The 17543-nt window shown below is 52.6% G+C and carries 14 protein-coding genes, 1 tRNA gene and 3 pseudogenes; 8 read left to right on the top strand and 10 right to left on the bottom strand.

The window, feature by feature from the left end; genetic code table 11:
* Position 1: 1 nt before the first annotated feature.
* Positions 2-526, top strand: coding sequence for a hypothetical protein (locus MasN3_RS24315; RefSeq protein WP_281910911.1), 525 nt, complete (start codon positions 2-4; stop codon positions 524-526).
* A 180-nt stretch (positions 527-706) separates the two neighbouring features.
* Positions 707-780: transfer RNA gene (locus tag MasN3_RS24310), tRNA-Gly, on the top strand.
* Positions 781-1283: 503 nt separating this feature from the next.
* On the opposite strand, the gene MasN3_RS24305 is transcribed toward MasN3_RS24310, so the two are convergent.
* The 4 genes and pseudogenes from MasN3_RS24305 to MasN3_RS24290 form a co-directional block, all read right to left on the bottom strand.
* A complete protein-coding gene (locus tag MasN3_RS24305; protein WP_223723632.1) occupies positions 1284-2264 on the bottom strand; it encodes an IS481-like element ISKpn27 family transposase in 981 nt (326 codons plus the stop codon).
* Between the two features lie 318 nt (positions 2265-2582).
* Complete coding sequence (locus tag MasN3_RS24300; protein WP_281910910.1) at positions 2583-3002, bottom strand: response regulator; 420 nt, start codon at positions 3000-3002, stop codon at positions 2583-2585.
* Between the two features lie 246 nt (positions 3003-3248).
* Positions 3249-4040, bottom strand: a pseudogene (locus MasN3_RS24295) (IS5 family transposase).
* Between the two features lie 96 nt (positions 4041-4136).
* Positions 4137-4595, bottom strand: a complete 459-nt coding sequence (locus tag MasN3_RS24290; protein WP_281910909.1) for a hypothetical protein — start codon at positions 4593-4595, stop codon at positions 4137-4139.
* Positions 4596-4824: 229 nt separating this feature from the next.
* Here MasN3_RS24290 and MasN3_RS24285 point away from each other — a divergent pair.
* Positions 4825-5087: pseudogene (locus tag MasN3_RS24285) on the top strand (IS110 family transposase); the annotation flags it as partial.
* Positions 5088-5367: 280 nt separating this feature from the next.
* On the opposite strand, the gene MasN3_RS24280 reads toward MasN3_RS24285, so the two are convergent.
* Positions 5368-6545, bottom strand: a protein-coding gene (locus MasN3_RS24280; RefSeq protein ID WP_370662286.1) for an IS3 family transposase whose coding sequence is annotated in 2 segments (ribosomal slippage) — positions 5368-6278 and positions 6278-6545 — 1179 coding nt in all. Because the reading frame shifts where the segments join, the coding sequence is not laid out codon by codon here.
* A gap of 532 nt (positions 6546-7077) precedes the next feature.
* Positions 7078-7863 carry a metallophosphoesterase gene (locus MasN3_RS24275; RefSeq protein ID WP_281910907.1) on the bottom strand — a complete coding sequence of 262 codons (786 nt, stop codon included), beginning with the start codon at positions 7861-7863 and terminating at the stop codon, positions 7078-7080.
* Between the two features lie 144 nt (positions 7864-8007).
* On the opposite strand from MasN3_RS24275, the gene MasN3_RS24270 reads away from it, so the two are divergent.
* Together MasN3_RS24270 and MasN3_RS24265 are read left to right on the top strand one after the other, a co-directional pair.
* On the top strand, positions 8008-8652 hold the full coding sequence (locus MasN3_RS24270) for an HAD family hydrolase (protein WP_281910905.1): 645 nt from the start codon (positions 8008-8010) through the stop codon (positions 8650-8652).
* A 155-nt stretch (positions 8653-8807) separates the two neighbouring features.
* Positions 8808-9788: an IS481-like element ISKpn27 family transposase gene (locus tag MasN3_RS24265; protein ID WP_281907834.1), complete on the top strand. Its 981-nt coding sequence runs from the start codon at positions 8808-8810 to the stop codon at positions 9786-9788.
* Here MasN3_RS24265 and MasN3_RS24260 read toward each other — a convergent pair.
* Together MasN3_RS24260 and MasN3_RS24255 are read right to left on the bottom strand one after the other, a co-directional pair.
* Positions 9748-10161, bottom strand: coding sequence for a GGDEF domain-containing protein (locus tag MasN3_RS24260; RefSeq protein ID WP_281910903.1), 414 nt, complete (start codon positions 10159-10161; stop codon positions 9748-9750). The two genes, MasN3_RS24265 and MasN3_RS24260, sit on opposite strands and share 41 nt — an antisense overlap.
* Positions 10161-11242 (bottom strand): IS3 family transposase gene (locus MasN3_RS24255; RefSeq protein WP_184240519.1). Its coding sequence is split into 2 segments (ribosomal slippage): positions 10161-10993 and positions 10993-11242, totalling 1083 coding nucleotides; the frame shifts between segments, so codons are not numbered across the junction. The genes MasN3_RS24260 and MasN3_RS24255 overlap by 1 nt, the downstream gene beginning before the upstream one ends.
* A 487-nt stretch (positions 11243-11729) precedes the next feature.
* Here MasN3_RS24255 and MasN3_RS24250 point away from each other — a divergent pair.
* On the top strand, positions 11730-13655 hold the full coding sequence (locus MasN3_RS24250) for a sensor histidine kinase (protein ID WP_281910900.1): 1926 nt from the start codon (positions 11730-11732) through the stop codon (positions 13653-13655).
* Between the two features lie 309 nt (positions 13656-13964).
* On the opposite strand, the gene MasN3_RS24245 is transcribed toward MasN3_RS24250, so the two are convergent.
* The gene (locus MasN3_RS24245) at positions 13965-14423 is read right to left on the bottom strand and encodes a DUF6438 domain-containing protein (protein ID WP_281910898.1); all 459 of its coding nucleotides are present in this window, start codon (positions 14421-14423) and stop codon (positions 13965-13967) included.
* A 772-nt stretch (positions 14424-15195) separates the two neighbouring features.
* On the opposite strand from MasN3_RS24245, the gene MasN3_RS24240 reads away from it, so the two are divergent.
* Together MasN3_RS24240 and MasN3_RS24235 are read left to right on the top strand one after the other, a co-directional pair.
* Positions 15196-16373 (top strand): IS3 family transposase gene (locus MasN3_RS24240; protein WP_370662286.1). Its coding sequence is split into 2 segments (ribosomal slippage): positions 15196-15463 and positions 15463-16373, totalling 1179 coding nucleotides; the frame shifts between segments, so codons are not numbered across the junction.
* A gap of 10 nt (positions 16374-16383) precedes the next feature.
* Positions 16384-16911: pseudogene (locus MasN3_RS24235) on the top strand (tyrosine-type recombinase/integrase); the annotation flags it as partial.
* Between the two features lie 154 nt (positions 16912-17065).
* Here the strand turns inward: MasN3_RS24235 and MasN3_RS24230 are convergent.
* Positions 17066-17476, bottom strand: coding sequence for a GFA family protein (locus MasN3_RS24230; RefSeq protein WP_281910897.1), 411 nt, complete (start codon positions 17474-17476; stop codon positions 17066-17068).
* Positions 17477-17543: the final 67 nt, after the last annotated feature.

The raw sequence follows: 17543 nt of genomic DNA, 5'->3' as shown, positions 1-17543 counted from the left end.
CATGGGAAAGCGTAAAGATTTGCCGGCCTCTTTCGAAGGCATGGAGAAGCGTTTCTTTGAGGCCATTAATAGGATTAAGGATGGCAATCCAGTTTGCCCGGCGTTAATCAAAAAAGCAAAATTAGGGAAACTGCGCCTTACAGTGAGTGCCGTTGCGTTGGAAGCTGGTAACTTGCTCGACGGAGAATGGATTGGACTCTCAAGAACTCAAATAGGGCATGCCAATTGCCGTTATCCTAAAGTCTACGCGTTGATCTCAGGAAGCGACGAGGATCGATCGAGTCGAAGAGATCTGCGTACTATCAATCAAGGGCTTCGTGAACAAAATCAGGATCTCGAGCAGAAGTTGAAACTTGCTTTATCTGAAATGGGCGCTATGGCTCGAAGAATGGAGTCTCATGAGAAAGGCGTTCAAGATAAGCTCGACGAGATCGCTAGAGTTCGCTCACGCGGTGAGCGTCATGCAAATACCATGCCGACGACTAAGATTGGAAAAAACGTTATCTCAATCAAAGATTCAAGTTGAAAATTTCGCCGTCCGAACTGAATTTTCAGATCATTTGTATGCACTCAAGGCGCATTATATGATTCTCAGGCTGGCTAGTTGGACTTGACCTAGAGTTCAGTTGACGCTGATGTAAGTATTGATGAATAAAATTCTTACATATTGTTTATTGTTAGGGTAAAATAGTACTGTGTTGTCAAGGCGGGCATAGCATAGTGGTAATGTCCCAGCTTCCCAAGCTGGTTAGACGGGTTCGATCCCCGTTGCCCGCTCCATCTCACCTTACGATTCGGATCGTAGTCGATATGGCTGTGCTAGCTTTTGTATAGCACGTTGCTGTAGGTATTGGCCAGCAACATTGTCTAAGATTTTGTTGCCGTAGGTAAGGCTTAGCAATTATAAAGCACCGGTCAAAAAATTTACTCGATCATTAGTGAGGTCGAGGTACCGCAGTCCTCTAAATGCGATTGTCGCTTCCGATGCTGGAGTCCCGGCCAAAGCGTTGTATAGTCCGAGGCAAGACCTACAGGGAAAATACTTTAAGCAAGCTGCTCTGTGGCACAAATGGACTTTGCCCTGGTTGCTACAAGCACTCCCTTCACGCCACGCAACGTTAACCAGCCCTTTGAAGTTACAGCTAGCATATGCAGGGTCATCTCGCCCGTCACATGCTCGATGCGTTTTAGCCAAGAAGTGCAAGACGCCATTCATGACTTGATCTTGCATGGGAATACTAGATGGTTGAACGCAGATGTTACCGAGGTTGCGTCTGATAGATCTAGGTGTCAAGACCCGGCTGGTTATACACGCGCTTCCTGAACAATTCAGGGCGTTTTTCATGCCATTCCTTGAGCGCCTGAACGGGTGTTTTGTGTTGGAGCGCGCGTTGCGGAATGCTGTGGTTGTAGATCTTGACGTAATTGCGCAGCGTCGATTCCAGTTCGGCAGCTGAACCAAAACGGGTCTGGTTGACGATGTCGCTGATACGACCGTTGAAGCGCTCCACCATGCCGTTGGTCTGCGGATGACGAGGCGGGATGAGCCGGTGTTCGATGCCGAGCTGCTTGCACAGGCGGTCGAACACGTGTGTGCCGCTGGGTTCCTTCTTCTTGCCGCCAGCCGTGAAGCGGTCGGTGAACTGGCTGCCGTTGTCGGTCAGAAGCTTGACGATCTTGACGGGACAGGCTTGCTGGACTTTGTTGAGGAAGTCGCCACTGCTGCCATCGGTCTGGTCGGCATAGAGCTCGATGAAGACCCAGCGCGTAGCACGGTCGATGGCAACGAAGAGATAGCGCCTTGCCGTCTCGTCGGGCATCTGCGGCAGGTACTTGATGTCGATGTGCACAAAGCCCGGCTCGTAGTCCTTGAAGGTCTTTTTCGTGGCGGGCGCAGTGCCTTCCTGCTCGACCAGGTTACGTAGATCCGAGACACCGTGGCGGCGCAGGCAACGTCCCAGGCCGGCACGCGAGACGGCTGGATTGATGAACTCGCGCGTGACCGCCAGCAGGTCGTCCGTGGGCAGCAGCAACGTCTTGCGCAGCTCCACCACGATGAGCTCCTGCTCGGGCGTGAGCGTCGTGTACATCTTGTTCGGCGCATGCGACTTGTCTTCAGGAGACTCGCGGTTTTGCCACTTTCGGATGGTTTGGCGGGTGACGTTGTACATCCTGGCCAGTTCGGCCTGCGGGAGCGTCGAGTTCCTGATTTCCTCACGGATCAGGTGGGTAGTACGGGCTTGGCTGTGCAGTGCCTGGGTCATCGAGTTGCCAGTGAAGAGTCGGATTGGAACAGTGTACGCAAAACGTGTCTGGCCTTGAAGAGCGGCCAGCTACGCATGGGTACATGATCCCACGAGTCCAGACATCTATCGAATTCTCTATATAGCGATCCTCATGGAAAAAGTGTTGCGTTCCTAAATATTTCCAATTGCTCACCTGTGTTTCCCGGAATAAAGCCGAACAATTTTGTTATCCGAAATATCTCGTACCACGACATGCTAATGGGTTGTTTTCCATAAAATACAAAGAATCAGCTGCTTCGATATAGGGAGCGATAGCGCTGCGCTACTTGCAATTCACTAACTATCATTCGAGATGCATATTTTTTTAATGTCTTTTGCCACACGCACGAGATCTTCAAACTCCACGGGTTTAATTATAAAAGATTCAATTCCAAATTTGTAGCTGTTAGAAAGATCCTCTTCCATTACCGACCCCGTTATTATGACAACGCGAACTCTTGAAATCTCAGGAGTGGAGCGTAGCACGCGCAAGACTTCAATTCCGTTTAGTTTCGGCATCTTAAGATCAAGCAAAATCAACGCAGGATTACCAGCAGGGCGGGACGCGAATTTTCCACGGCAAAGAAGATAGTCGAGAGCCTCTTCCCCATCGTTTGCAATCACTAGTTGCGTCGCTATATGTGCCTTCTTGAGCGCAATGATCATCAACTCTTGATCATTAAGACTGTCTTCAGCCAAAAGGATAGTGTCAAGCATGTCGCCGAAATTCGAAAATTAAAAAAAGCGGGAGCGTTTTATTTTTCGGAGACCCGAATTGTTATTCTTATTGTCGGTTAGAAAATTCCTCTTTTTTAATGAGCTGGCGGGATGAGTTCGAGCCTCAACGATTAATTTCTTCACTTGCTTGCGATGCCTGCAGATAGCTTCTTCGAGCTCAACTGAAGTTGCGTAGTGGGAAGGTTTATCTCTGATTAACATAATCGAATTCTACACCACGTATGCCTAACAAAACCGCTCGACATACCGCCAACAGATGAGCGAGTATGCAAATGAAAGAGCGCCTGGTAGTCTGCTCCTCGCTCATGTCGTATGCGCAGTCTGCGAAAGCGTTATAGCCAACCCGAGGTACGCTCGACGACCCACCGCCATCGGCGAGCCGTTTGCGCGACTCTACGCCATAGCGCGCGATACGTGTTGCAATGCCGCGTCGGCGCAGCCAGGCGCGATGCGCTCGTGAAGCGTATGCTCGATCAGCATGCAGCTTACCTCGACGTCCTGCACGCACGACCGGACAACCCCTTAACCGCTGGGATAGCTTCCACGAGTGGAATAAGCAAGCGCGAGTCATGCACTTGGGCGCCCGATATCCTGTCTACCAGCGGCAACCCACATTGATCTAAGAGCAGATGGCCTTTTGCAGCCGAGCTTGCTACGATCAGTCGGGCTTCGCCTGTATGCTCGCCACCCGCAGGGGCAGGCACACTGGCAGCGTGAACGCAAGCTCGATCCCACATAATCTCGTTGTTCTCGCGCAGCCGTCGTAAAACTGCCTCGTGGATGCGCTGCCAAACGCCGGCTTTCATCCATTCGTAGGGGGCGGCACCAACTAGTCATGCACTGCCGCAGCCGAGTTCGCGCGGCAGGTATTCCCGTGGTATCCCGGTCTTGAGCACAAACAGGATCCCGGTTAGTGTCGCCTGATCGTTAATGCGTGGTCGTCCGCCTTTCACGACGGGTCGAGAGATGAGCGGCTTCAAGCAACCAAAGGTCTTCTGAGCGAAGTGCTTGGGCCATGGAATCAGTCCGTCTAGGAACACGGCCGCCATGTTGGCTTCCGAACTACGGCCGAGTACGTCGGCTATCGACCCATTACAGACGTTCACTGGACCATTAGGTACGACGCGCCGCTGTCCACGCTGCAGCCAGGGCCCTTGCATCATCCAGAGCATGATGTCTGCGAAAACCGCTAGCAAAAGCTTTTTCACGAGTAAGTTCGAAAAGATCCTCACACGCAGCATCTTGGAAAGATGGAACCGCAAAACTCCAGCGCAACCCGCTCGGTAAAAAGGGGGTTAGTAATGTAATATCGTAACGTGGCGCATCACAAAAGAAGGTGACTTCAGGACCGCATACTGACAGAAAGGCAGCCAACTGTTTAGAGCCTTCTATTGGTTCCAACACAGGGCCAGTAAGCAACGGTAGGACGTTAGCCCGAACAAATGGCGCACAAATTTCAGGTGACACACCACTAAGTTCAAAATAAAGCTCATTTTGGTCAGCAACAAGACCAATCGATATTAGATATGGCTCTCCGAAGCTTGTGAACTCTGTGTCAAGAAAAACTATCAAGAATCGCTCCGGTATCGAAAGGACTACTGCGCTGGTCTAGGATCCGAAGACCGGAACATGGATAGCCTGAACATATGCGCCATGAAAATTATCACGGATTGCCTAATATCCTACCGAAGTAGTGAAGAACTGCGTTAGGGCAAGACCAATGGACGCCACCACCCGTACGGCATCAGATGTGCCAAAGTGGAAGTGTCAACCAACCACTTGAGTCAAGGGGGGCGTGGCTATGAAGATTACGACAATCGGCATCGATTTGGCAAAAAACGTGTTTCAGGTGTATGGGGTCGATGCGCACGGCAAAGCTGCACTGAAGAAGCAGATCAAGCGCGAGGAAATGGCGGTCTTCTTCGCTAATCTGGCACCGTGTCTTATTGGCATGGAACATGCGGCAGCGCGCATCACTGGCCACGCAAGCTGCAGAGCCAGGGTCATACGGTCAAGTTGATGGCGCCGCAGTTCGTCAAACCATACGTCAAGACAAACAAGCACGCAAAGTTCCATAGATGCAACAATTGCGTACACTGAGCCGTACCGATCTTCGTTATCGGTCTAAGATTGGATATCGTCCCCCCCACTTACATTAGGCCAAGCAATGATCCTAGTTCCTAATGATTCCTCACATGCTTGGCAAAACCTTTGAAGGAAACCCTGTGTGCCCAATGCCTGAACCGATTCCTCAGAACAGTGAACCCCTAATTCAAGACCCTGTTGACGCTGCCTTCGAGCGCGCTCTTGCTAAGGCGCGTAAAGGAAAGTCGCCCTGTAGTGGTCAAGTAATTTCGGACACGACGATAGGTTCTTTCGCTGCCATTGTGCGTTCATAGACGCTGGGCGGCAAATTGCCCAAAACTGAATGCAGGCGCTCGCAGTTGTAGAAGCCGGCGATGTAGTTGGCCACGTCAAGCTTCGCTTCCGCGTGGTTGGCGTAATTGCGCTGCCAGACACGTTCCATCTTCAGGTTCAGGAAGAAGCGTTCAGCGACGGCGTTATCCCAGCAGTTTCCCTTGCGGCTCATGCTGCAGACAAAGCCATGTTCGGTCAACATGGCCTGGTACTGGTCGCTCGCATACTGGCTGCCACGGTCGGAATGGACGATCAGCCCCGCAGGCGGGCGGCGCGCCTGGATCGCCATGCGCAGGGCATCACAGACCAAAGTCGCTGGCATGCTCGGTGCCATCGCCCAGCCCACGACTCTGCGCGAGAACAGGTCGAGCACGACAGCCAAATACAGCCAGCCGGCGCCAGTGCGGATGTACGTGATATCCGAGGCGTAAGCCAGATTTGGCGCTGCCGGGTTGAACTGCCTGGCAAGCACGTTCGGAGCAACCGGCAGGGCATGCTTGCTGTCGGTCGTGTGCACGAACTTGCGCTTCCAGACTGGCTTCAGGCTAGCCTGCTGCATCAGCCGACGCACCTTGTAACGCCCGATCTGGAGGCCGCTATTAGCCAGCGCCGTGACCAGGCGGCGGCTGCCGTAACTCTGGCCGCTGCTCATGAACGCGGTTCGCAGGTGCACGCTCGCTTTGCAAAAAATTGGCTTGGCGGCACGGTGCTTGGCTTCGTAAAACCCGGCCCGGCTCACGCCGAGAAGGCGACAGGTTTGTGTCACAGGGATGGCCTTCATTTGCAGCTCGTCGATGAGCCGGTAGCTCACTTGAGCTCGCGGGCAAAGAAGGCCGATGCTTTTTTTAAGACGTCCACATCACTACGAAGCTGACGGTTTTCCTGCTCGAGCTGACGAATACGCTGCTGCTCAGCCGTCAACGGTTTGCCAATCCCTGGCTGGCCCTGTTGCTCGGCCTCATATTGCTTCATCCAGCGACGGATCGCGGTCACGCCGATATCCATTGTCTGGCTGACGTGAGAAATGCTGAGCCCTTGTTCCGTGATCATGCGGACGACCTCGAGCTTGAGGCTGGGGTCAAAATTGCGGCGTTGCCTGGTCATGTAAACTCCTTCGAAGGTGAATTATCCACCTATCGAGGTGTCCGGGGACATTAGACCACTACACCCGTGTACTCTACCCCTGAATCGATCCGGCGGGGTGAAGAGTTCATGGCTCAGGCCCGAATCGCTGCAGCACACAACCTTGTCGAGCGTATTAAGCGTGGCGAATACATCTCCTTAGAACAGTTGCAGGCAGCGTGGCCTGTCAAGCGCGTGACTATCATAAAGGCCGTAGCTACTGGTCGTCTCTTCACTGTGATTGGGCCATTAGGCGAGGCCTACTACCCAGCCTTCTACAGTGATTCGTCACTAAATCGACGTATGCTCCAAAAGGTGTGTAAAGCGTTGGGATTGTTGCCGGCTGCATTGAAATACCATTTCTTCACTAGCATATTTACTTCCCTAGGTGAGACACCCCTCGAAGCGTTACGCGATGGTAGAGTGAAGGAGGTACTTTCCACAGCGGCTGCCTATGTGGAGGTATAAGGAAGACAAAAAAATCAATAAGCAAATCCGCACTCGTGCTGTCAGCTCAGCGTTCTAGCTGAACAATAAAATTTGGATAAAATTGTTCGTTCTCAGCACCGCCATTTCGCATCAAATATCCGAGAGGATTAGCCACGACCCGACATCCTTCCACTTCATAATCGAAACTACTATGCGTATGGCCATGTACCCAAACGTTAGCCCTCCCTACCAAGTCGTCTAAGTTCGAAGCGAATGCAGCCGAAACTGGATCCGCTGCGTATTTGGGAGCAACCGAACGCATTGAGGGGGCCATGTGAGTAACGACAACTGTATGCCCAGCAAACGGCTCGTCAAGTTTTTCTTGAAGCCAAATCCGTTGTGCGCTGTGTAGGCGAGCAGTATCTTGGGGATGTAGTTTCCTGTACCCAGCAGTTGCCACTTTGATCCGTTGATAGTCATTCATCGCTGCTTTGGCGTCAAGCATTGCACTCCACTTGCGATCCGGACTAAATAAGGCAAAGTCAGTCCACAGAGTTGCACCTAAAAAGCGAACGTCGTCATAAATGTATTCCGCGCAGTCAAGATAGTGCACACTGGGGTAGCGCATGCATTCTTGAGCGATCGCATCTCCTGTTTTTTCAATTGCTTCTCCATAATATTCATGATTACCAGCAACGTAAACAATCGGTATTCCAGAAAAGTTTTGAGCAGCCCAGGAAGGTGCACGAAACTTTGTATGAATGTCACCGGCAAGGATAACAACATCAGGCCGACTGATCGATACATCGATTCGAGGCCCATGATCGCGCCAAACCTCTAAATGAAGATCAGACAAAATTAACAACCTCATCTTTATCCCTGCGACAGATTTCCCATTTGACGGACTTCGTATCTACGTGTAACTTGCTGTATCTCCACGCTCAATTGATCTCCACCAACGGCATAATTAAATTCGCTGTAATTTTTTATAAGCTTAACTTCACCACTTAGAACAATGGAAAAACTCGACAGCAGCGCGATAAAATTCATTCTGTTTGATGTCTACGGCACCCTTGTCAATATTTCTGATAAGCGTGCACCCTTTCGACAACTTATCCAAATCGGTGCCAGCCAAGGTAGAAAGCCTAGTGCTAGGGACGCGGAGATAATTATGACTCAACCTGTCGGCTTGCTTGAAGCCGGCGAATTGTTAGGAATTCGATTGACAAACGACGAACGTAAGCAACTCGGATGTGATTTGCATGCTGAGGTCGAATCTATCTTTCCATTTGCGGACACGTTGCCCGCGCTCTATGAGTTGAAAAACCGCGGATACAAACTAGGACTCTGCTCAAATCTCGCCCTAGAGTATGCCGGACCAGTCTTGTCAACACTCCCCCAGGTATTTGACGCTTATGTCTGGAGTTTTGATGTAGGCGCAATCAAACCTAACCCGGCAATCTATGCGCATGCCTGCCAGCAACTGTACTGCTCGCCCCGCAATGTTTTAATGGTTGGCGATACTGTCGCAGCCGATGTCGAGGGACCGCGCTCGTTCGGAATGCAAGCATTGTTGCTGGACCGCAAGCAACGCTCGAGTTCACAAAACTCACTCTCTTCGTTATTGGAGCTATGCGAAATGGTCGAATACCTACTGTAAGCGAATGCTCGATTGTGATCTACAAGCAACGCTCAGTGTGTACTGCCTAGATGTCTGGACTCGTGGGATCATGTACCCATGCGTAGCTGGCCGCTCTTCAAGGCCAGACACGTTTTGCGTACACTGTTCCAATCCGACTCTTCACTGGCAACTCGATGACCCAGGCACTGCACAGCCAAGCCCGTACTACCCACCTGATCCGTGAGGAAATCAGGAACTCGACGCTCCCGCAGGCCGAACTGGCCAGGATGTACAACGTCACCCGCCAAACCATCCGAAAGTGGCAAAACCGCGAGTCTCCTGAAGACAAGTCGCATGCGCCGAACAAGATGTACACGACGCTCACGCCCGAGCAGGAGCTCATCGTGGTGGAGCTGCGCAAGACGTTGCTGCTGCCCACGGACGACCTGCTGGCGGTCACGCGCGAGTTCATCAATCCAGCCGTCTCGCGTGCCGGCCTGGGACGTTGCCTGCGCCGCCACGGTGTCTCGGATCTACGTAACCTGGTCGAGCAGGAAGGCACTGCGCCCGCCACGAAAAAGACCTTCAAGGACTACGAGCCGGGCTTTGTGCACATCGACATCAAGTACCTGCCGCAGATGCCCGACGAGACGGCAAGGCGCTATCTCTTCGTTGCCATCGACCGTGCTACGCGCTGGGTCTTCATCGAGCTCTATGCCGACCAGACCGATGGCAGCAGTGGCGACTTCCTCAACAAAGTCCAGCAAGCCTGTCCCGTCAAGATCGTCAAGCTTCTGACCGACAACGGCAGCCAGTTCACCGACCGCTTCACGGCTGGCGGCAAGAAGAAGGAACCCAGCGGCACACACGTGTTCGACCGCCTGTGCAAGCAGCTCGGCATCGAACACCGGCTCATCCCGCCTCGTCATCCGCAGACCAACGGCATGGTGGAGCGCTTCAACGGTCGTATCAGCGACATCGTCAACCAGACCCGTTTTGGTTCAGCTGCCGAACTGGAATCGACGCTGCGCAATTACGTCAAGATCTACAACCACAGCATTCCGCAACGCGCGCTCCAACACAAAACACCCGTTCAGGCGCTCAAGGAATGGCATGAAAAACGCCCTGAATTGTTCAGGAAGCGCGTGTATAACCAGCCGGGTCTTGACAACTAGCTACTATCGGGATTTGCGCTGTTGCAAATTGAAGGCTGTCGCACGGCTCTGCTGTGACAACCCGATTTCGTCCGTTATTTTTGGCAACATACAATGCGCGATCGGCGGCCTTCAGCAGCTCTTCACCGTGAATCGCGTGTAACGGATATGATGCAACACCAAACGAAGCTGATATGCCCGAAAGGTTTTGATTAAGATGGGCTATTGCAATTTCATTCAATGTTTGCCGAATACTTTCAGCGCACTTCGCGGCCGCCTCCGCAGTGCACTCAGGTAATAGCAATACTAACTCTTCACCGCCGAGACGGCAGACAATATCGCTAGTGACCTGATCGGCTAATTTGTAGCCACGGCGATAGTTAGTCTTCGACATCAAGCCGCCTGTTCCTGGCGCCGTTCCCGTCCGACAGAAGCCGGCGTTCGGTTGCCAAGCGCAGAATGCGGTCGCTCATTGTTATAGAAGTGTCGCCATTTCTCAATGATCAGCTTGGCCTCCTGCCGGCTTACAAACCATTCCCGGTTTAGGCATTCGTCACGTAGCTTGCCGTTGAAGCTTTCGACGAAGCCGTTTTGCCATGGGCTGCCTGGCTTGATGTAAGCCGGTCCGATGTTCTGGTCACGCAGCCATTTCATGACAGCCGTGGCAGTAAATTCGGCACCGTTGTCCGAGCGGATAAAGGCCGGCTTGCCATAGATGCGCATCAGCCTGGACAGCGTCAGGATAACGTCCTGGCTGCGCAGTGATTTGCCGACTTCGATAGCCAGGCACTCGCGCGTGTTCTCGTCCAAAACGCACAGCATCTTAAGAGGGCCGCCGTTGGCCAGTTGGTCATGCACAAAGTCATACGTCCACACGCCGTTGGGTGCAGTCGAACCTGGAATGCGTATGTCGTTGCCGCAGCGGCGTTTCCTCGGCCGGCGCTTCGGCAGATTCAAACCCAGCTTGCTCCACAATCGCCATACACGGCTCACCTTCGTGCCCGTCATCACGGCGATGCGTCGATAGCCAAACCGAGGATAGCGGCTTGAAGCCTCGATCAACTGCGATCCCAGCGCTTGGTCTTTCGTCGGCTGCTTGAGCTCGTAATTCGCCACGCGCCGACTTACCCCGGCAAATCGGCAGGCAGCGCGTTCGGATAGACCTTTGCTTTTCAGGATCTCGAGCGCTTGCCTCCTGGCTGCCGGGGTTACCATTTTTTTCCGGCGATCTCCTTCAATCCTTCGATCGCCAACAACTGCTCTGCCAGCAGCTTCTTCAACTTGGCGTTCTCGGCCTCCAGGTCTTTCAACCGGCGCGCTTCCGGCACTGTCATCCCGTTGTACTTGTTCCGCCACCGGAAAAAGGTCTGCTCAGTGATGTTGTGCTTCCTGCAGAGATCCCGGATGACCACGCCATCGGCCTCAGCCTGCCGCAAGATCCCAATGATCTGCTCTTCGGTAAAACGTTTCTTCATCTAGCCTCCATGTACAAAAATAACATGAAGACTAACTATCCAGCTGGCTACAAGATTCCGATCAGGTCAACTTACTTCTCGAGCTCAACGGCTCAGTGTCGAACCACTCGAGTGTTCCTGACGAGTCTTTTTATCAACTGGAAGAATACTTGTGATGAAGGCAAGAGAAAATAATGGAAGATTTCCGTTTTCATATCGCAATTTGTAGCTGGACTGGTGGACTTCCCGAGGGTCTCACATTGCAACTGTCGACAATGAGAGGCACGATCACTGCCGCACTTCAACTTGGACGCGTTAGTTCGAATCTCAATTACCTAACGAAGTTGGTAACAAGTCCTGTAAACCTCTGCTGCAACAACCCTGTCCGCATAGATGTTGAGGCTCAGATGTCACAAAAGAAGCGAATGTAACGATGAAGTAGCAAAAAGTTACTAACATAGCTAACCATGAGTTATCATTTTATTCTCGTTTGAACCAAAGAATTCATATGTCTAACCTAGGCACTGAAAACGATTTCGCTGGACGCGTGCTCGAGCATGCGACCTCGATGATGGCGTATTGGGACACAAACCTCCGTTGCCGCTACGCAAACCATGCTTATCGAATCTGGTTCGGGATACCTGGCGAACAGTTGCTGGGACGAACACTTCAAGAACTGCTTGGGCCGGAAATTTTCGAGCTTAACGCACCCTATGTACGAGCTGTGCTGGATGGACATCCCCAGGTCTTCGAGCGGCTGATTCCTGGCCCAGACGGAATCAAACGTCACAGCCTAGCGCGTTATCATCCCGACATCATCGACGGTACTGTCGTCGGATTTATCGCTGAAGTGTCCGAGGTCGGCATCCTTAAGCAGGTCGAGGCAACGCTACAAGCTGAGATTGGTTTCAACCAGCACATAATTTCTGTACTCAGAAAGAAAGAAGAGGCACTAGAGTCGGCCCAGGCGCTTGGCAGAATGGGAAGTTGGGAGTGGGAAATAGAGCCAGATATTACCACTTGGTCTTCCGGACTGTACAGGTTATTTGGGCTTGACCCCAACCGATTGCCTCCATCATATTCAGATCATGCAAAGCTATATTCACCAGCAAGCTGGTGTAGCCTGCAGGAGGCTGTCAACGCTGCAGTGTCGAACGGCACACCGTATGTACTCGAGCTCGAATACCGCAGAGTTGATGGCAAAAAAGGATGGCTTGAAGTGCGCGGTGAGGCCAAATGCGATATGACAGGAAAAGTTTGTGGTCTCCATAGTACCGTGATTGACGTCACCGAAACTCAAACATTACTGGAAGAGCTACGTGGACAAACATGTCGACTTGAACACGTTCTAGCCACGGCACGTCTGGGAAGCTGGAGCTGGGACGAAGAGTCTGACAAACTCTTCTTAGAAAATCAACGTGCATGCGAGATCTTTTACGCTGACCGAAACGAGCTGTATGCCACTTCTGCAATATCTTTTTTTAGAGAGCGTATTCACTCTGACGACTGGCAAGCGTTTTCTGATGCAAGTCATGCCTTCTTCAAAAGAAATGAAGAGCAATTCACGTTTAACGGTAGAGTTCTGAATCCATCCGACAACACTTACATTTGGGTCAAATGCGCTGGTAGAGCACTCGAAAATGCACCCGGTTCTCGGACTATGATGGGCACCATACTTGATGTAAGTGAGGAAGTCGCATTTGAGCAGGCACTACAACACACGCTGAGAGAATTGCAGTTATGCAACGATCGTAACTCCTCATTTCTATTCTCGTTAGCGCATGAATTGCGCAACTGTATAAGTCCTTTAAAAGCAGGACTGCAGCTACTGCAAAGAAAAACCGAATTTCCAGGATTCCAAAAGACGGAACGAATTATGTCGCGCCAGCTGATGCACATTACGCGTTTGGTGGATGATGTATATGATCTTAGGCGTATTCAAACAGGCGAGCTTGAGCTGCGTCGGGCCAAGATCGCTATAAACGATATAGTGTCTTCTGCCATTGACATGTGCGAGGCCGCGATGTCTCAAAAGAAGCATCGCTTGACTTTCGGACTTCCGGATAAAGAGATTTGCGTCCACGGTGACGGTGTACGGCTCACGCAAGTCATCGTTAACCTTCTGTCGAATGCCTGCAAATTTACCCCTCCTGGGGGCGATATTGATATTCGTCTAAAGGAAGATCGAGATGGGCACGCTGTTATTTGCGTGAGCGATAGCGGTATTGGAATGTCCTCAGTAGATCTAAAAAAAATCTTCGACTTGTACGCCCAAATCGATACGGGTACAAAAAATACTACTGCTGGGCTAGGAATAGGTCTCTATTTGGTTAAGAAACTGATCGAGTTGCATAATGGAACCGTATATGCGTCCAGTGAGGGACTAGGCAAAGGAACAACTATAACTCTCAGATTACCACTTATGTACACGTAGAAACTAAGTAGACCGACATCACAGAACATCTACTACGGCGTTATCTTAGGTCAGGAATGGTGAAGCTACGGCCAAAAAAATTTCATTCCACTTCACCGTAGAACGCATGCCTTATTTTCAGGAAAAAGTAGGATGCATGCGGTTTTCTGTTGGCCGCAGCAGTAAGCATTGAATGGCAAAGTCCGCTTCTGGCCGAAGCCGGCCGCTAGCTCAGCATATCAGGCGGCGATGGCCGAAAAATCGCAGACTGTCACGAAGGACCGGATTCGACCTGAAGCGGACGATGCTATCGACTCTATCGTCCCGATGTTAACCCGAAGTGCCGTCCAACGGTCTGGCTCGCTTTCGCTGTTCAAGCAGGACGCCTGACCCTGCGACTTGGTCGACGGTCTTGATCAGTGCATCAAGGCGCTCTGCCGGAACAGCAGGACCAACGCAGCCGGCATTAAAAAATACGCTCTTGTTCCGATTTCCTTGCTCCCGGCTCACCCAAAGATAGATCGTCGGCATGTCGCTAAACAAGTTGACACAACCGTCGGCTTTGCTCTGGTAGCTGTCGCGCATCTCGTCGATGCGAGCGACGCGCAGGGCCATCGCTATCTGTGCCAATCCATTCTGATCCGCGCGAGATTCAATAGGGCCGCCTGTGTTGTCGAAATGTGGACCGGAATGACGTACCAAGCCGTCTGATCGAATGCTGACGTCAAACGCAGGGCAGTCGAAAAGACAGCCTGATCGCTTTATCGTAAGCGTCTCGAAGTCGCTCATTGGAATAGCTGCCTCGTTGCTGTGCAGACCGCCGTCAGACCAGGCGGATACCATCAGACTCAGAGTGGCGACCAGTAAGATACTCGACGGATTCATTTCTGAATTATCTCTTTCTGCGAATGGTGGCGGGCACTATCTTGCAAACCGGAATGTCCGCTCCTGGCCGACTCCTGCCTGTCGCAGACAAAGGACAGCATTGGCGAAGCCGTCAGCGGGTTTCACCTGGTTTCTGGAACAAGTCTTTAACCATGCCATTGAACTGAGAATTCCCACGTCGCCGGCGACGAAATACTCTGCTGCTTCCACCAACATTCGTAGCTGGATTAGCCCTCCAACTCGCCGTTCGAGGTCAGCTCTGAGTCTCTGGTCATGCCCTGGCAGAAAGACGCCCTTAACAGGCCTATCCCCGCAACCGCATGCACAATCCATACAATCTCCAATCCTCAGCTTTTGTTTCGAGGCCCTGACGCGACCGGGTCTGGCCGAAGGGCACCCCGAGCAGTAAAGCTCAGTGTACGGCTTCCATTGCTTTGCGGGCAAGAAAAAGCTGTGATACTGGATAAGTGCCATTGGGTGACCAGAATAGGGCTCCTCAACCACGGAGGTTCCATGAATTCGATCACTAGCAAACCGACGACTGATGCGCCTTGGAACAAAGGGCGCCTTGTAGGCCAGAAGCTTCCTTTGAAGTTGCGCGAAATTTGGGCAATGTAGTGGTCTAATGTCCCCGGACACCTCGATAGGTGGATAATTCACCTTCGAAGGAGTTTACATGACCAGGCAACGCCGCAATTTTGACCCCAGCCTCAAGCTCGAGGTCGTCCGCATGATCACGGAACAAGGGCTCAGCATTTCTCACGTCAGCCAGACAATGGATATCGGCGTGACCGCGATCCGTCGCTGGATGAAGCAATATGAGGCCGAGCAACAGGGCCAGCCAGGGATTGGCAAACCGTTGACGGCTGAGCAGCAGCGTATTCGTCAGCTCGAGCAGGAAAACCGTCAGCTTCGTAGTGATGTGGACGTCTTAAAAAAAGCATCGGCCTTCTTTGCCCGCGAGCTCAAGTGAGCTACCGGCTCATCGACGAGCTGCAAATGAAGGCCATCCCTGTGACACAAACCTGTCGCCTTCTCGGCGTGAGCCGGGCCGGGTTTTACGAAGCCAAGCACCGTGCCGCCAAGCCAATTTTTTGCAAAGCGAGCGTGCACCTGCGAACCGCGTTCATGAGCAGCGGCCAGAGTTACGGCAGCCGCCGCCTGGTCACGGCGCTGGCTAATAGCGGCCTCCAGATCGGGCGTTACAAGGTGCGTCGGCTGATGCAGCAGGCTAGCCTGAAGCCAGTCTGGAAGCGCAAGTTCGTGCACACGACCGACAGCAAGCATGCCCTGCCGGTTGCTCCGAACGTGCTTGCCAGGCAGTTCAACCCGGCAGCGCCAAATCTGGCTTACGCCTCGGATATCACGTACATCCGCACTGGCGCCGGCTGGCTGTATTTGGCTGTCGTGCTCGACCTGTTCTCGCGCAGAGTCGTGGGCTGGGCGATGGCACCGAGCATGCCAGCGACTTTGGTCTGTGATGCCCTGCGCATGGCGATCCAGGCGCGCCGCCCGCCTGCGGGGCTGATCGTCCATTCCGACCGTGGCAGCCAGTATGCGAGCGACCAGTACCAGGCCATGTTGACCGAACATGGCTTTGTCTGCAGCATGAGCCGCAAGGGAAACTGCTGGGATAACGCCGTCGCTGAACGCTTCTTCCTGAACCTGAAGATGGAACGTGTCTGGCAGCGCAATTACGCCAACCACGCGGAAGCGAAGCTTGACGTGGCCAACTACATCGCCGGCTTCTACAACTGCGAGCGCCTGCATTCAGTTTTGGGCAATTTGCCGCCCAGCGTCTATGAACGCACAATGGCAGCGAAAGAACCTATCGTCGTGTCCGAAATTACTTGACCACTACACAATTCGGATACGTTTGCAGCTATCCGCACAGGTGCGAGACCTCGCCCTGTTTAACCTCGCGATCGACAGTAAGCTCCGCGGCTGCGACCTTGTGAGCCTTCGCGTCAAGGATATCGCGCAAGGACGAAGTATCTTCCACCGCGCGATTATCATGCAGCGTAAGACCAGCAGGCCCGTTCAGTTCGAAATTACAGAGCAGACCCGGCAGTCGGTGCTTGCCTGGATCGACCGCCGCAAACTCGCAGGAACTCAGTACTTGTTCCCGAGCCGTGTTGCCGACTCTCCGCACCTGTCGACACGTCAGTACGCTCGCATAGTCACGCGCTGGGTTCAGTCGATCGGACTCGATGCTACAGCATATGGGACTCACTCGATGCGGCGAACTAAAGCAACGCTCATCTACCGGCGAACAAAAAATCTGCGGGCTGTACAGTTGCTCCTTGGACATACGAAGCTCGAGAGCACCGTGCGGTACCTCGGAATCGAAGTGGACGACGCCCTTGAGATTGCGGAGCAAACGGAAGCCTGAATGGCTCGTTGCCGCTGCGTCTAGCGTTATGGTCGACTGTCGGGCACACCGGCCGCAGTCGACCCGAAGCGGACCTTAGCGAACGGGGTTGAAACCGGCCATGCGGACTTGGACTGTTCCTTCGGAACTCGGCAGGAAATCAGTGCTTTTTTGACTATTGGGGCGACTGTGGAAAATGAGGAATTGTCGGATCAAGGCAAACCCATTGCTGCGCACTTGCGGTGTAGATGTCGAGCATGGGTTTGAAGCCGGCAGCATCGTCCAGCGAGGGAAATCGAACCGATGTGAATTGTGGATTCGCTGCGCTGCTCGTAAACAGAGGAGTGCCACAGTCGGGGCAAAAACTGCGGGTTGCGAGTCCACCACTGCTTGCCCGCACAGCGTAGGTCTTCGGTGTACCGCTGACCTGAAGATCGGCAGTCATGATGACGATACCCGACGCGAAAGGAGCGCCACTTGAGAGCTGACAATCGCTGCAATGGCAGTTGATCATGGCAATGGGCTCTCGCGCACCTGTGTAGCGGATCGATCCGCATGCACACCCGCCTGAAAAAGGAACGTTCATTTTGTGGTTTCTTGCTGATAAAAATTTAGTGTAACGGCTTATTGAGCGGCCGTCCGCTCCTGGCCGT

This window comes from Massilia varians, assembly GCF_027923905.1.
Taxonomy (GTDB): Bacteria; Pseudomonadota; Gammaproteobacteria; order Burkholderiales; family Burkholderiaceae_D; genus Telluria; species Telluria varians_B.
This window is presented reverse-complemented; position numbering and strand designations above follow the sequence as displayed.

What these genes read in the sequence shown, in the direction of transcription:
- MasN3_RS24315 (WP_281910911.1), top strand. Translation starts at nt 2, where the DNA reads ATGGGAAAGCGTAAAGATTTGCCGGCCTCTTTCGAAGGCATGGAGAAG.
- MasN3_RS24305 (WP_223723632.1), bottom strand. Translation starts at nt 2,264, where the DNA reads ATGACCCAGGCACTGCACAGCCAAGCCCGTACTACCCACCTGATCCGT.
- MasN3_RS24300 (WP_281910910.1), bottom strand. Translation starts at nt 3,002, where the DNA reads ATGCTTGACACTATCCTTTTGGCTGAAGACAGTCTTAATGATCAAGAG.
- MasN3_RS24275 (WP_281910907.1), bottom strand. Translation starts at nt 7,863, where the DNA reads ATGAGGTTGTTAATTTTGTCTGATCTTCATTTAGAGGTTTGGCGCGAT.
- MasN3_RS24270 (WP_281910905.1), top strand. Translation starts at nt 8,008, where the DNA reads ATGGAAAAACTCGACAGCAGCGCGATAAAATTCATTCTGTTTGATGTC.
- MasN3_RS24265 (WP_281907834.1), top strand. Translation starts at nt 8,808, where the DNA reads ATGACCCAGGCACTGCACAGCCAAGCCCGTACTACCCACCTGATCCGT.
- MasN3_RS24260 (WP_281910903.1), bottom strand. Translation starts at nt 10,161, where the DNA reads ATGTCGAAGACTAACTATCGCCGTGGCTACAAATTAGCCGATCAGGTC.
- MasN3_RS24250 (WP_281910900.1), top strand. Translation starts at nt 11,730, where the DNA reads ATGTCTAACCTAGGCACTGAAAACGATTTCGCTGGACGCGTGCTCGAG.
- MasN3_RS24245 (WP_281910898.1), bottom strand. Translation starts at nt 14,423, where the DNA reads ATGAGCGACTTCGAGACGCTTACGATAAAGCGATCAGGCTGTCTTTTC.
- MasN3_RS24230 (WP_281910897.1), bottom strand. Translation starts at nt 17,476, where the DNA reads ATGAACGTTCCTTTTTCAGGCGGGTGTGCATGCGGATCGATCCGCTAC.